The following is a 15,077-nucleotide window of genomic DNA, read 5'->3' as shown; positions in this document are numbered from 1 at the left end:
TGGGGGATACCTTAGTGTTCGTAGGAATCCCCCACTTCAAACAGCTCGTTAGAGTGTTAAGTGGGGGTAGTTCAAGCTGCCAATTTTTTGTGTGTATGATGTTTACGATAACGTCCACGCATTGCATAGGCAATTTGCGGGATTGCAATACCGATTAAAATAAGTGATACACCGAACCATTGTGAAGATAGCACAGCTTCTTTTAAAACGAATACAGACATAATGGTTGTAACCGGTAGTTCTGCTGCACCGAGAATAGTCGCTAAGCCAGAACCAATTTTCGGAATACCGATTGTAAAGGCGATAGAAGGAATAACGATACTAAATGTTCCTAATCCTAAACCGTATTTCCAAAGTCCTTCAGAAATTGCACCGCTAAAAATAAATGTTGGCGGGAATACAATCATTACTAAAGTTAAAGCGCCAGTCATTAAGAGAACACCACGTGGTAATGAAGGTACCTCAACAGCAACTTTTCCGCTCACGAAAATGTATGTTGCGAATGTAACAGCAGATAATAAGCCTAGTATGATTCCAGTCATATCGAAATCACCTGCTGATTTTTCTAGTAAACCACTTGATAAAAATGTACCTGCAAGTAAGAAAATAACGGAAATTACCTTTTCTCTTGAAGGTAATGTTTTTGTTGCGACTGCTTCAATAATAATTCCGACCCAAACGAATTGGAATAAAAGTATAATTGCAATAGATGCTGGTACAGTTTTTAATGAAGCATAATAAAAAATTCCAGTGAAGCTTGCAGATGTACCTGCAACGAATAAAATTAATGCTTGTTTTAATGGAACACGATGTCTAGAAAATAGAAGTGTAATAGCAAGCAAAATAATCCAACCGAACAAATATTGGCTGCCAATTACCTCTCCAAGTGAAAATCCTTCTGCATAGGCAAGTTTAACGAAAATAGCTAAAATCCCATAACTACACGCTCCTAATAAAACTAAAAGAGAATAACGAAGCATGAAAAATTCCTCCCATCTATATGAAATTGTTCCGTAACGGACATATATAACTAGAGGGAAGTATACAAAATTAAAAATAAAGGGTCAAATAAAAGAAAAGTGTGACATTTTATAGAATAATAATAAAAGTATGATATTTATGCATAATCTTGAAATTAATAATAATAGAAGTATTATAAAATTAGCTTTGTATTGTATAAAGATAGCATTTGAAAAAAATATTTTTTAATCAATATGTATGTAGACGTACTCGTAACGTGCTAATCATTTGAGAAACTATGTTACCTTTGTTATGTTAATAACAATTAGAGAAGTTTCGTAGTCCAATTGAGATTTTTCTATATAATAGAAGGAAATGAAAACGTTTTTTTGAAACTGTGTGAAAGGGTAGTTTCTCTTATTATCACGTTGGAAAAGTGATTTCACGAATTGTTCACAGTATTTTTATATGTTTTTGCTACAATATGTAAGGAGAGGAGTGGAATAATGCAAGATATTAGTATTTTTTTAGCGTTTGGCGCCGGGTTTTTATCATTTATTTCCCCATGTTGCTTACCGCTTTATCCGGCATTTTTATCGTACATAACAGGTATGTCGGTTTCTGAGTTGAAAGAAGAAAATGCAATGCTTCGCAAAAGAAGTATGATACATACAGCGTTTTTCTTACTTGGATTTTCAATTATATTTATTGCAATTGGATTTGGTACAAGCTTTATTGGAGGCATCTTTACAAATTATAAAGATTTAATTAGACAGTTAGGTGGTATATTTATCATCGTGTTCGGTCTTATTATTGTCGGTGTGTTTAAACCGAAATTTTTAATGCAAGACCGTAAATTTACGTTTAAAAATCGTCCGAGTGGCTATTTGGGATCTGTTTTAATTGGATTGGCATTTGCTGCAGGGTGGACACCTTGTACAGGACCTATTTTAGTATCTGTCATTGGATTAGCAGCAACGAACCCAGAATCAGCAATGATTTATATGATTGCATACATACTTGGATTTGCCATCCCATTTTTCGTGTTATCATTCTTTATTACGAAAATGTCTTGGATTAAAAGAAATAGTATGAAATTCATGAAAATTGGAGGATACGTTATGATTGTCATGGGTATCTTCCTATATTTTAACTGGATGACGAAAATTATCGTATATTTCTCAAGTTTATTTGGTGGTTTTACCGGTTTTTAGTATTATTCTGTGAAAATGTTGGAAATACTAACGGAAAAGCATATAATGAAAGTATATTTTGCATATAGCCACAAAAAAGGATGAGAAAATATGAACATAGTTGTTTTATCCAGTATCGTTGCTGTTTGTATGGCTGTTGGTGCGATGTTTATTCGTTTAAAAGCAGCTAAGAAACCTGCAACATTGAAAAAAATTATACTTCCACCATTTTTTATGAGTACGGGAGCATTGATGTTTGTTTTTCCAGAATTTCGATTAACTCCAGCAGAAATGTTAGAAGCAATTGGCGTCGGTTTGTTTTTCTCCATTTTTCTTATTAAAACATCTAAATTTGAAATTAGAGGACAAGACATTTATTTGAAGCGTTCAAAAGCATTTGTTTTTATATTAATTGGATTACTTGTCGTGCGGATTGTATTTAAAACATACTTAAGTCAATCTCTTGATTTAGGACAACTTAGTGGCATGTTCTTCTTACTTGCATTCGCGATGATTGTATCATGGAGAATTGCGATGTACCGTTCCTTTACGAAATTACAGAAGGAAATGGAAAAAGAAGATGGTTTTTATAATGAAAAAGATATGAAACTAACTTAAAACTGTATATGTAATAAATAAAAAGACAGCGTTTTTGACGCTGTCTTTTTATTTATATTGTTAACACCTTCTGTCCCAGCCACGGCGTATAAAATGTGTACCATCAAAAAAACAATTTAAATTTGGTGATACAAATGGACCGATAAACGGAATGATGTTTGGTTCTGAGGTTTCGTCAACAGAAATCGGTGGTTTAGTAGGGTCAGGTCTAAGCGTATATCTGACTCGCGCCGTATTTCGAATAAGGCCATTTTGTGGTTCGCTTGTTACTTGTACGATGAAGCGAACGATAACTGCTTCTCCTGGATTAACCGTATCAATTAGAATACCAATAGTTGGATTACTTCCAGGACGTAAAACGCCGTTTACTGTTACTGAATCTGGATAGAAAGTAACTTCGGGAGGCAGTGAATCGGTAATGAGTACATTATTTGCAGGAATAGTGCCATTGTTAGTAAAGGTAAGTGTATATGTGATGAAGTCACCGAGTTCCACACTATTTACATTCGCGGTCTTAATAAATGTGTTTGGCTCATTAGGGTTTACTTCTATTGTAATTGGTGGTGTTGTTGTCGTTGTTGTGACGGGTGGTCTAGTAGGATCAGGTTGAGAAGTATACGTAATGGACGCAATATTTGTAATCATTCTATTAGCTGGAATTGTAATAACCTGTACTTGGAATGAAATCGTTACTGATTCTGTTGGATTAAGGCTTCCAACAGGAATTCCCGTGGATGGATTTGCGTTTGGTACTGGAATGTTATTAATTGTGACACTGTTTGGAATGAATGATGTACCGGTAGGAATTGAATCTGTAACAGAAATGTCGGTGATAGGAATCGTACCTTCATTTTGGAATGTGATAGTAAACGTGATTGTATCACCTACTGAAACGATGGATTTATTAGCGGTTTTTAACGGATTAATAGTCCCGATATTTACAGGAGTAATTGTAGTAGGTGTAGGCGTAGTAACGGATACAGGTGGCTTATTAGGATCTGGTTGATATTGGAATGAAACGTTACCTTGGTTTTGAATTTCTCCGCTTGGTGGAATGGAAGTAACTAGGACGCGGAAAGAAATCGTTGCGGATTCAGAAGGAGCAAGTGTTGAAACAGGGATGCCGGCTGCGGGATTTGCGGTTGGTTGCGGCACGTTGTTAATTGTGACACTATCTTGAATGAACGAAGCACCGACAGGAATTGTATCAGTTACAACTATATTATTAGCAGGAATGGTACCTGTATTTTGGAGTGAAATTGTATACGTAATGATATCACCTAGTGTAACTGTTTCCGGCGTAGCTGTTTTTTGCGGATTTAATATAGCTGTATTTACATTCGTTGTGTTAATTGGAGTAGGGTCTGTAATGGTAATAGGGGGTTCACCAGGAACTGGTTCATATGTGAAAGTAACAGTTGCTTGATTTCGAATGATACCACCAGGTGGTACGCTTGTTACTCTCGCTTGGAATTGAACAGTAATTGTATCATTCGGATTGACTGTTCCTACAGGTATACCCGCTACAGGATTTGCTCCAAGATCAGGAACACCATTTATTATAACGGTACCTGGAACAAATGTTAACCCATTCGCTAACGGGTCAGTAATGATAACGGAAGTTGCTGGGACTGATCCACGATTTTGAAACGTTATGGTATACATTATAATCTCATTTATATCTACAATTTGTTTGTCTGTTAGTTTATTTGGGTTAGGTGTAGGTGTAATAACAGATACTTCAACAGTTGGAGTAGGATCTGTAATGGTAATAGGTGGTACGCCAGGGTTTGGCTGGAATGTGTAAGTGACAGTTGCAGTGTTTTTAATTATACCATCTGGCGGGAGTGCAGTTACAGTAACTTGGTAAGTTAGCGTAACAATTTGCCCTGGCGTTACAGTTCCGACATTTACACCATTATTTGGATTTGCTCCAGGTGAAGAGACGCCATTAATCGTAACGCTATCTGGAATAAAAGTAGTACCACTTGGAGTAGGGTCTGTAATAATCACATCTGTCGCATTAATATTCCCGATATTTTGGAACGTAATTGTATAAGTGACAGTATCACCAAGATTAATAATTTGAGGGTTTGCTTGTTTGTTAGGATTAATAGTAACTTCACTTACTTGCGTCTTTGTAGTAGGTGTAGGGGTAGTAACAGACACAGGTGGTCTAGTAGGGTCTGGCTCATATTGGAATGAAATCGTCCCTTCATTTTCGATAAAACCTGTCGGTGGTATTGATGTTACTTGAACTTGGAAAGTTATAACGACCGAAGTGTTAGGTTCTAATGTACCGATAAGAATTCCGGAACTAGGAATGATGCCTGGTTGTGTAACACCATTTATCGTAACGCTATTCGTTATGAAAGTGGTACCGGCTGGAATCGGATCGGTTACAAGTACATTTGTTGCAGGGACAGTGCCTGTATTTTGCAAGGAGATTGTATACGTGATTGTGTCACCTAGTAAAGTAAATACTTTATCAGCGGATTTTGTAGGATTCGTTGTTGCTGTGTTGACATTTGTAGTAGTAGGTGGCGTCGGAGTAGTTACCGTTACTGGAGGTTCTCCAGGATTAGGTTGGAATGTGTAGGTGATAGTAGCTTCATTTACAATAATTCCGTTAGATGGTATTGAAACAACGCGAACTTGGAAAGTTACAACTACGGATTGACTAGGATTTAACGTGCCAAGGGGTATGCCAAGAGCTGGGGCAACATCACTAGTAGGGGTACCGTTAATAGTTACGCTATTTGGAATGAAAGTAGTACCATCTGGAATTGGGTCTGTAAAAACTATGTCTGTCAGTTGTACTGTTTGTAAGTTTTGGAAGGTAACGGTGTACGTAATGACATCATCTATATCAACATTGTTTCGATCGGCTGTTTTTGATGGATTAATAATGCTGTTAATAATCTCAGTATTAACTGGAGGGGTTTTTTCTGTTTCTGTAATAGGAGGTTCATTTGGATTTGGCTGAGAGGTAAAGTTGATTGAACCAACATTTGTAACAACACCGTTAGGAGGTATATTTGTAATCGTTACCTGGAACGTGATGGTTACTATTTGATTAGGCTGTATTGTGCCGATAGGTATCCCGATACTTGGATCAATACCTGGTTGTGGAATACTATTTACTGTAACAGAATCTATAATAAATTGTGTACCTACTGGTGGTGGATCCATGACAGATACATTTGTCATAGGAATATTTCCGATGTTTTTAAGTGTAATCGTATAAGTGAGTGCATCTCCAATGTTAGCAACTGATAAATCTACTGTTTTAGTTGACTCTAACTCTGCGTTTTGTACAATTGTTTCTGCGATTGGAGTAGGTGTGGTTGTTGTAATAGGCGGAAGAGTAGGGTCTGGTTGAGATGTGTAAGTGACATTTGCTTCATTTGAGATAATACCATTTGGTGGTAGAGCAGTTACTTGTACTTCTAAAGTAACAGTTACTATTTGTCTAGGGTTTAATGTATCAACTGGGATTCCTGTTGTTGGTGTTAAATTAGGTTGTGAAATGCCATTAATCGTAACGCTACCAGGAATAAATGTAGTTCCAGTAGGGATAGAATCAGTAATAATAACATCGGTTGCAGGTATATTACCATTGTTTTGGAGAGTAATTGTATAAGTGAGTGTATCTCCAATACTTGCAAACTCGCGATCTACTGTTTTTTGGGGGTCTGGATTAGCAGTACGAACTGGTAATGTTACAGTCGGGGTTGTTTCTGTTGTTGTAATAGGTGGTTCGCCAGGAGTTGGTTGCGAAATATAGGTCACGCTTGCTGTATTTTCTATTTTTCCGTTAGGTGGAATATCATTTATTTGTACTTGGAACGTAACGGTGACGGTTTCGTCAGGGTTAACTGTACCGACGGAAATGCCTGTAATTGGACTTACACTAGGTTGAGGGATAGTATTTACTGTAACGCTATTCGTAACAAAAGTTGTACCAGATGGTAAAGAATCTGTAATGGTTACACTTGTAGCAGGTATAGTTCCTTGGTTTGTAAATGTGACGGTATAAGTTACAATATCGCCAATTTCTGCAAACGTAAGGTTTGCTGTTTTTGTTGGACTTATGACTACAGTTTGGATAGGAGTCGTTGTTTCAGGAGTTGTTTCTGTTTTTGTGACTGGGGGTAAATTTGGATCAGGTTGATAAGTAAATGTTGCACTCCCTTGATTGCGTATTTCGCCGCTAGCAGGGATGTTTACTACGCGTACTTGGAAAGTAATGGTCACTCGTTCGGATGGTGCTAAAGTTCCAAGTGAAATTCCTGATGCTGGATTGGTTCCGGGTTGAGAAATCCCATTAATCGTAACACTATCTGGAACAAATACAGTACCAGCAGGGATAGAATCTATTACTGTTACATTCGTAGCAGGGACAGTACCGGTGTTTTGGAATGAGAGCGTATAGGTAATGATATCATTTAATGCAACGAAGGAGCGATCAGCTGTTTTTTGTGGATTTAGTGTTGCGGTATTAACTGCCGTTTCTGTTTCAGGAGTTGTAATAGTTGTCGTAACAGGAGGTTCATTCGGATTTGGCTCATATGTGAATGTTATATTTGCTTGATTTCTAATAACTCCCCCAGGCGGGATACTATTTACTACACCTTGGAACGTAACTGTAATACTTTGACCAGGATTTACAGTACCGACTGGTATACCGATTTCGGGATTTTCTCCAAGTTGTGATGTTCCATTCACGACAACGCTACCTGGAACGAATGAAACACCAGATGGAAGTGTATCTTTCACAATAACATTTGTTGCGGGGACAGTCCCTCTATTTTGGAATGTTACGGTAAAAGTAATCGTATCTCCTAAATCAGCAATTTGTTGATTTACTGATTTTGTAGTTGTCGGATTTGGATTGTTAACTGCCACATTAACTGTAGATGTTGGGGTAGTTGTCGTAACAGGAGGTTCATTTGGATTCGGTTGATATTGATAAGTGAAGGATGCTTGGTTTCTAATTGTTCCGTCTGGAGGCAAGCTTGTAACGGTAACTTGATAGGTAACTGTAACTGTTTCCCCGACATTGACTGTCTCAAGTGAAATACCGAGCTCTGGGTTTTCGCCAGGTGTAGGCACACCATTAATTGTGACGCTATTTGTAATGAATGCTGCTCCAGGCGGTATAGGGTCAGTAAGGTTCACATTCGTAGCAGGAACAGTTCCTAAGTTCTGGAATGTGACTGTGTAGGTAATTGTATCTCCGATATCGACAAATTGACGATTAGCAGATTTCGTCGGTGTAACAATAACAGTATCTACGTGTGTTTCAGTTATAGGAGTTGGTGTGATTTTAGTAACAGGAGGTTCTGAAGGGTTTACTACATATGTTGAGGATACGGTACCTTGATTTTGAATAATTCCGTTTGGAGGAACGCTAATAACACGGACTTGAAAAGTAATTGTAGTCGCTTGATTTGGATTTAATGTCCCAATTAATATACCGTTTGCAGGATTCGCATTTGGTTGTAGAACTCCGCCGACTGTAACACTATTTGGAATGAAAGATGTTCCATTTGGTATAGGATCAGTAAGAATTACGTTAGTAGCGGGAACAGTCCCATTGTTTTGTAAGCTAATCGTATACGTAATGATATCACCAATATCGACGAAGGCTTGATTAGCAGATTTTGTAGGGTTAACTGTAGCGGTATTAACAGCCACTGTAGTAGGTGTAGTCGGTTCAGTCATTGTAACAGGTGGTAGGTTCGGATCAGGTTGATACGTATAAGTTGTAGAAGCCTCGTTTGTAATAACACCGCCAGCTGGCACTTGTGTAACAAGAACTTGGAATGAGAGTGTTTTTGTTTCACCAGGATTAATTGTACCAACTGGAATTCCAATTGCAGGGTTAGAGTTTGGAACAGGAGCGTTATTTAAAACTACGCTATTTGGAATAAATGTTGTACCAGCAGGAATTGTATCTGTAAAAATTACGTTTGTAGAAGGGATAGTGCCATCGTTGTTAAATGTGACAGTATAGGTAATGATATCGCCAATATCAACAGCGGTTTTATCAGCCGTTTTTATAGGATTCGTAATGGCTGTATTAACGGGTACAGTAGTAGGGGGAGTAGGGTTTGTTGTTGTAATTGCGGGTTTTGTTGGGTCAGGTTGATAGGTAAAGGTTACATTTCCAACATTTCGAATGACACCGCTAGAAGGAAGGGCGTTTACTTGAACTTGGAAAGTAACCGTTGATGTGGAGCCAGCTGCAATGGTTCCAACTTGTATACCGCCAGATGGATTTACACTAGGTTGTGCGGTACCATTTACTGTCACGCTGTTTGGAACGAAAGTAGTTCCAGCCGGGATCGGATCAGTCACAATAACATTAGTTGCGGGTATATTTCCTGTATTCGGTAAAGTAATCGTATACGTAATAATATCACCAATATCAGCAATTTGTGGACTAGCAGTTTTTGTTGGATTTACAATTGCAGTTCGTACAGAAGTGTTAGTTGGAGGTGGTGTTATCGTAGTAGTTATTGGAGGTTCAGTCGGGTTCGGTTGTGATGTAAATGTTACATTTGCTTCGTTAGTAATCGTTCCATTAGCTGGAAGGGAAGTGACTTGGACTTGAAATGTGACAGTTGTAGTTTGACCAGCAGGAATCGTACCTAGCGGAATGTTTGTTGGTGTTACGCCAGATTGTGTCGTTCCATTAACTGTCACGCTATTCGGAATAAAAGTAGTGCCAGTAGGAATGGGGTCAGTGATAGAAACGTTCGTTGCTGAAATATTACCGCTATTTGGAACGGTAATTGTGTACGTAATGATGTCACCAATATTCACAATTTGTTGGTTTGCACTTTTAGTTGGATTAATGATAGTGGCATTAATTTGTGTTTCAACTATATTACTTGTAGAGTTTCTATTAATTGGTGGTTGGTTTGGTGGATTATATTGAAAGCTTGAGGTTGCGCTATTTGGAATAGGGTTTGGTGTAGGGAGAGTATTAACTCGAACTTGAAAAGTAATTGTAGCACTCCCGTTTGCTGCAATTGTTCCTACATTTATACCGGTAGCAGGATTATCGGTTGTAGAAGTACCATTCACTGTAACGCTGCCTGGGACAAACGATGTGCCGGCAGGAGGTATATCTGTAACGATAACATTATTAGCGGCTAATGGAGCCTCATTTGTAGCGATAATTGTATACGTAATCGTATCACCGATCGTAGCGATTGTTTTATCGACTGCTTTTGTTAATGCGACATTGGCTGTGAAAATATTTGTATCAACTATATTGCTTGTTGCTGTTCGATTAATAGTGGGTGCGTTAGGAGCTGGTTGAAATGTGTATCCAAATGATGCTACGTTACTGGCGATAGGTGGGGTAGGAATACTTGTTACATCTACTTGGAAAGTAATTGTAGCAGAACCACCAGCAGGGATGTTATTAATAGGAATTCCAGTTGAGGGATTGCCAGCTGTTGGAGTACCGTTAACAGTTACACTGTTTGGAACGAAAGTGGTGCCAGCTGGTATAGGGTCTGTAAATGTAACGTTTTCGGCAGGAAGTGTTCCAGTATTTTGGACAACGATTGTATAGGTTAAACGACTTCCTATTGTTGCTATTGCCATTAGATTCGTCCTTTCTAAATGAATTTAAATCCGATCAATGATTCTATTCATAAAAATTCATGGAAAATGAGCTCGTCATTGCATCCTATTCAAATATAAATGAATAGGAATAGGCAAAGGCTTTTTTTTCCTAAATGAGCTCGTACGTATATAAATGGAACTTTTTCGTTTTGCTCGCATTAAATGAAATAGCGAGGAAATATTTATTTTCATAGGAAGGAAGTGAAATTTTTGGCTTTCGTACAAACATATACGAAAACGGATTCTTTATTTATGGTGCATACAGGAAATACAGTAGGTATGCGTGGTATTACAACAGCGACGGCTTATCAATACAACGCATTAATTACAAGAAATACTGGATCAACTTTTGCAGGAGTTCCGTCTTCTACAGATCCGTTAACTTTCGCAGGAACGACGAATGATTGGACATTAAATGGTTCTTGGGCAAGGTTAAATCCTTCACTAGCAGACGTACCAGCAACAGCCACTGTAGATTTTGCAATGTTAGTTTGGCAAGGAACATTGGGAGGAACTGTTACAGAAGCGGTAGTAAATGCGAATACTCCGACATTCAGAACCCCGGATGATGTGACTCATACTATTACAAGTACGCCTGCGTGGGGAGAAACAAGATCGAGTGGGACATTTCAAGGTACGATTTATACACGTGCAGCTAATGTAACAAGTATTCTTCAAGGGCTCCCTGGTCGTGCTGTAGGTGATTATTTTGTAGAACGTGTTCCAACGACAAATCCACCTTTGCAAGGAACAGGGGTAGGGTGGGCATTAGTTGTTGTGTATCGTGATAATTCATATCCTGTTAGGAATGTTAGTTTATATAGTGGATTACTTATTTCTACATTGGGTGAGACAGCGACGATTTCAAATTTCATCACTCCAGCTGTATCGCCGGTTAATGCTCGTGTATTTACAATGGCAATTAATGGTGATACAGATGCGACAGGTGATAGATTTAACTTAAATGGTACTGGACTTTCAGGACCTAATAATTTAATAAACAACTTTTTTGCTTCACAGGTAAATAATTATTTAGGAAATTTAGATACAGTTGGAAGTTTTGGGGATAGAAATATGCCAATTGGTACTTCTGCGACTAACCGTCGTGCGGAATTTGATGTGACAAATGTACCTGCAAATGGCGTATTAGCAGCTGCATCCACTTCTACTACGGTTAATATCCCAAATACATTCGATTATATTTACGCTGGTGCTGTTGGTTTGCAAATAGATTTAGCGGAGGCACGTTTAACTGCTACAAAATCAGTAACTGTAAGTTGAAATAATAGGAAAAGTTAATGAAAATTTTTATCCTAATAGGAGTGAGTTCTATTGGCTTTTGTTCAAGCTTACGGTAAAAATGATAACTTATTTATGATACACACAGGCAATACGATGGGAATGCGTGGTACTGCTAATACAAACTTTGCTTACAATGCACTTATTACATTAAATACTGACTTAACTTTTGGAGGGGTTCCTTCTTCAACAGATCCAAATACATTTGGAGGTACGACAAATGATTGGACGCTAGATGGTTCATGGGCTGAATTAAATCCGTCAACTACTATTGTTCCTGTTACGGCGGTTGTAGATTTTGCATTACTTGTTTGGTCAGGTGGGTTAGATACGGCTGTTACAAACGCTGTTGTTGATGCGAATCCACCAAATTTAGTTACGCCTGATGGAACGAGTACACAAGTGACAATAAATTCAGCGTGGTCATCAGGAGGGACGAATTTACCTTTCATAGCCAATGTTTATAATCGAGCAGCAGATGTTACATCGTTACTACAAGGGTTACCTAACCGAGCAGCAGGAAGATATAGCGTAACAAGATTACCTACGCGTCAGCCAGTGGGTTATGGTGCAGGATGGTCGTTAATTGTTGTATATCGTGATTCCTCATATCCGATGAGAAATGTGAGTTTATTTCCAGGTTTTTTATTATCAGGGACACCACAAACTCTTTCAGGATTCTTTACACCAGCTACAGGAACGGTGACGGCAAGGAGTTTTGTAATGGCAGTGAATGGTGATCCGAATTTTACAGGAGATAACTTTCAATTGAACTCTGTAACATTAACGGGACCGAATAATCCGTCGGGGAATTTTTTTAGAGGGCAAGTGAATGACATTAATGGAAATTTAAATAAAATAGGTAGTTTTGCAGATCGGAATTTTTCTGGAACAACTACTAATGCAAATGCGAGAGCTGAATTTGATATTACAAATGTAAATGCAACAGGTTCTATTGCACCAAATACGACATCTACACAAGTAAACATTACAGGTACAGGCGATACGATTTATACAAGTGCGGTTGGATTACAAATCGACTTGGCAGAAGCTAGATTAACAGCTGTAAAATCGGTAACTGTAAGTTAAAAAAGATTGCTATAGGCTAGCAATCTTTTTTACGATGAGGATTTTGTGAGTAAAGATTCATAATGAGAATAATCAATCTCTTTTTCTTGTAGTTTTTTTACTAAAAATTTATGATCACGCTTCGGTGTAGCAATAATATATCCTTTAATGATTAAATCTTGTGTAATTTGAGAGGCTTTTTCTTGTAATGCAAGTTCTCCGATTTTACCAGCGATTTTTGATTTAGCAACATCGCGAAATAGTTCTGGAACAGGACTTACGAGCTCTTCTAACAATTTTTTTTGTTCGTCATCCCATAAATGCCTAGTTTTATTAATATAGTGCTCTTCCCAATCTAAAATGGACATCCCATCTTCTTTCGGTAATCGTTTTAAAAATTTTCTGAACATAAAATATCCACCGATAGACATAAGTCCTAATAAAATAACAGTCCATAGCACAATAAACCAACTGAACCATCCTTCGAGCAAGTATATCCCCCCTTAATGATTGCGGTTTTCTATTATTCATATTATAAACAGTGAGATTCATAGAAAGCAAGAACGCTTGGTCATTTTGACCAAGCGTTATCATTTAAACGAAGTATAGTTGTTCCACACATAAATTATTATTATCATCTTCTACATATTCAATGATTAATGTGCCAACTTTACGATCTTTATCTTCAGTTGTGAAAATAGAGTAAGAAGTAAAACGTGCTGTTGATAGGCCGCTTATATGTGTAGGTAAAGAAATGTAGTCGTTATCGCGGAAGAATTCCATCAGTTCAATATCCTCAAATTCTTTTCGGTCAACTTGTTTGTTTGTATAGCGGCGTTGAAGTTGTTTTAAAGACTCATTCCAAGAAATTGCTTTTGTATCGTATACCATTGTTCTATCTCCTTACTGTATGTAATCATTAAGAACATACGTTCTAAACTAGTATACTCTTTTTATTAGAAAAGGGAAAGCAAAAAATAATGTAAGCTTGGATTTCCAAGCTTACATTATTGATGCATCCGTCATAATCTCTATTTTTTATTATAAGTTAGATAAGAATAAGAAACAAGATGATATATATATTGTTGATAGTATTGAAAATTCTGTATATTATAGATGTACTAAATTGCAAGGGAATGAGAGGAATGGCATATGTAATTTCACTCCAAGGACCGATGGCAAGTGGAAAAACAACATTGGCTAAAAGGTTAGAGCGATGTGGACTTTCAGTTATATATGAAAATCCATATCCAATTGTAGAAAAGCGAAAACAATTAAAATTGGATATGAATTCAAAAGAAGGATTTATTATAAACCAAAAAATGTTTATGGAAGCAAAAATAAAGGAGTTTCAAAATGCGAAAGATTCAGTTTTAATTTTTGATCGTGGACCAGAAGATATTGAGTTTTACACACTTTTTTATCCAACAATTATAGGAAAAGAGTGGGATATAGAAACTGAATTGAAAGATGAATTATATCAATTAAGAGAATGCCGCTCAGATGCGATATTTTATTTAGATGTCACGAAAAAGAATGTATATGATAGAAAAAATAGTGATAGGACAAGAAATAGAAGTACATTTGAGGAGCAATTTAAATTAGTAGAAACTGAAAAGGAATGGTATAAACAATTTCCTGTAACTTATGTGGACACGAATAGGTTAACAATGGACGAATTAGAGACATATTTTATGAGATGGTTGAAGGAGAGAGGGTTATGAAAAAAATACTTTTATTTGTGTACCCAACATTTGCGGAGTTTGAAATAACGGTAGCTACGGCATTGCTGAAAAATAAATTTGAAATTATTACAGCGAGTGTAACAAAAGAATTGATTATAAGTGAAACAGGTTTGCAAGTGCAACCACATATAGAATTAAGTGAAGTGCGTGTAGAAGAATATGAGGGGATTATTATTCCAGGTGGAGATGCAATACATATGAAGGATGCAGAAGTACTCTTTACAGTCATTTGTCAATTTTATGAACAAGAAAAATTAGTAGCTGCTATTTGTGCTGGACCGTATGCGCTAGCAAAAGCAGGCTTATGTAAAGAAATCTCGTATACGGTGACTATCGATTATCAAAAATTAGATTGTTTTCCAGTAGAAAATTTTGTGTATGAAGAAGTTGTGCAACACTCAAATGTTATTACAGCACAGGGGCATGCATTTGTACCATTTGGAATAGCGATTGCCTCTTATTTTGGAGTAGCGAACGAACATAATATAAATTTTTATGGTGGTAAGGGCAATGTGATGATGGAGAAACTTTTACCTGAGAATGTATAAAA

Annotated in this window: 10 protein-coding genes; 6 read left to right on the top strand and 4 right to left on the bottom strand. The window is 37.2% G+C overall.

All coding sequences use genetic code 11. From position 1 onward, the window contains the following. Positions 1-71: 71 nt before the first annotated feature. A complete protein-coding gene (locus FS742_RS18640) occupies positions 72-980 on the bottom strand; it encodes an EamA family transporter (protein ID WP_000947026.1) in 909 nt (302 codons plus the stop codon). Between the two features lie 486 nt (positions 981-1,466). Between FS742_RS18640 and ccdA the strand changes: the two genes are divergently transcribed. Beyond that, the gene (ccdA, locus tag FS742_RS18630) at positions 1,467-2,174 is read left to right on the top strand and encodes a cytochrome c-type biogenesis protein CcdA (RefSeq protein ID WP_001152685.1); all 708 of its coding nucleotides are present in this window, start codon (positions 1,467-1,469) and stop codon (positions 2,172-2,174) included. Between the two features lie 90 nt (positions 2,175-2,264). Further along, positions 2,265-2,771: a CcdC family protein gene (locus FS742_RS18625; protein ID WP_144614312.1), complete on the top strand. Its 507-nt coding sequence runs from the start codon at positions 2,265-2,267 to the stop codon at positions 2,769-2,771. Between the two features lie 60 nt (positions 2,772-2,831). Here FS742_RS18625 and FS742_RS18620 read toward each other — a convergent pair whose 3' ends face one another. Further along, positions 2,832-10,394, bottom strand: coding sequence for a DUF11 domain-containing protein (locus tag FS742_RS18620; protein ID WP_144614310.1), 7,563 nt, complete (start codon positions 10,392-10,394; stop codon positions 2,832-2,834). Between the two features lie 231 nt (positions 10,395-10,625). Here FS742_RS18620 and FS742_RS18615 point away from each other — a divergent pair, with 231 nt between their 5' ends. Together FS742_RS18615 and FS742_RS18610 are read left to right on the top strand one after the other, a co-directional pair. Next, positions 10,626-11,696: a hypothetical protein gene (locus FS742_RS18615; RefSeq protein WP_144614308.1), complete on the top strand. Its 1,071-nt coding sequence runs from the start codon at positions 10,626-10,628 to the stop codon at positions 11,694-11,696. Positions 11,697-11,747: 51 nt separating this feature from the next. After that, the gene (locus FS742_RS18610; RefSeq protein ID WP_144614306.1) at positions 11,748-12,803 is read left to right on the top strand and encodes a hypothetical protein; all 1,056 of its coding nucleotides are present in this window, start codon (positions 11,748-11,750) and stop codon (positions 12,801-12,803) included. 29 nt (positions 12,804-12,832) lie between these two features. On the opposite strand, the gene FS742_RS18605 is transcribed toward FS742_RS18610, so the two are convergent. After that, positions 12,833-13,273 carry a DUF2621 domain-containing protein gene (locus FS742_RS18605; RefSeq protein WP_144614304.1) on the bottom strand — a complete coding sequence of 147 codons (441 nt, stop codon included), beginning with the start codon at positions 13,271-13,273 and terminating at the stop codon, positions 12,833-12,835. Between the two features lie 103 nt (positions 13,274-13,376). Further along, on the bottom strand, positions 13,377-13,673 hold the full coding sequence (locus FS742_RS18600; RefSeq protein WP_000262403.1) for a hypothetical protein: 297 nt from the start codon (positions 13,671-13,673) through the stop codon (positions 13,377-13,379). Positions 13,674-13,918: 245 nt separating this feature from the next. Here FS742_RS18600 and FS742_RS18590 point away from each other — a divergent pair, with 245 nt between their 5' ends. Both FS742_RS18590 and FS742_RS18585 read left to right on the top strand, forming a co-directional pair. After that, the gene (locus FS742_RS18590) at positions 13,919-14,506 is read left to right on the top strand and encodes an AAA family ATPase (protein WP_144614300.1); all 588 of its coding nucleotides are present in this window, start codon (positions 13,919-13,921) and stop codon (positions 14,504-14,506) included. After that, a complete protein-coding gene (locus FS742_RS18585) occupies positions 14,503-15,075 on the top strand; it encodes a DJ-1/PfpI family protein (RefSeq protein WP_144614298.1) in 573 nt (190 codons plus the stop codon). Before FS742_RS18590 ends, FS742_RS18585 begins: the two co-directional genes overlap by 4 nt. The last annotated feature ends 2 nt before the right edge of the window (positions 15,076-15,077 follow it).

The sequence above is a fragment of the Bacillus cereus genome (genome assembly GCF_007678085.1).
GTDB classification, from domain to species: domain Bacteria; phylum Bacillota; class Bacilli; order Bacillales; family Bacillaceae_G; genus Bacillus_A; species Bacillus_A cereus_BE.
This window is presented reverse-complemented; position numbering and strand designations above follow the sequence as displayed.

What these genes read in the sequence shown, in the direction of transcription:
- FS742_RS18640 (WP_000947026.1), bottom strand. Translation starts at nt 980, where the DNA reads ATGCTTCGTTATTCTCTTTTAGTTTTATTAGGAGCGTGTAGTTATGGG.
- ccdA (WP_001152685.1), top strand. Translation starts at nt 1,467, where the DNA reads ATGCAAGATATTAGTATTTTTTTAGCGTTTGGCGCCGGGTTTTTATCA.
- FS742_RS18625 (WP_144614312.1), top strand. Translation starts at nt 2,265, where the DNA reads ATGAACATAGTTGTTTTATCCAGTATCGTTGCTGTTTGTATGGCTGTT.
- FS742_RS18620 (WP_144614310.1), bottom strand. Translation starts at nt 10,394, where the DNA reads ATGGCAATAGCAACAATAGGAAGTCGTTTAACCTATACAATCGTTGTC.
- FS742_RS18600 (WP_000262403.1), bottom strand. Translation starts at nt 13,673, where the DNA reads ATGGTATACGATACAAAAGCAATTTCTTGGAATGAGTCTTTAAAACAA.
- FS742_RS18590 (WP_144614300.1), top strand. Translation starts at nt 13,919, where the DNA reads ATGAGAGGAATGGCATATGTAATTTCACTCCAAGGACCGATGGCAAGT.
- FS742_RS18585 (WP_144614298.1), top strand. Translation starts at nt 14,503, where the DNA reads ATGAAAAAAATACTTTTATTTGTGTACCCAACATTTGCGGAGTTTGAA.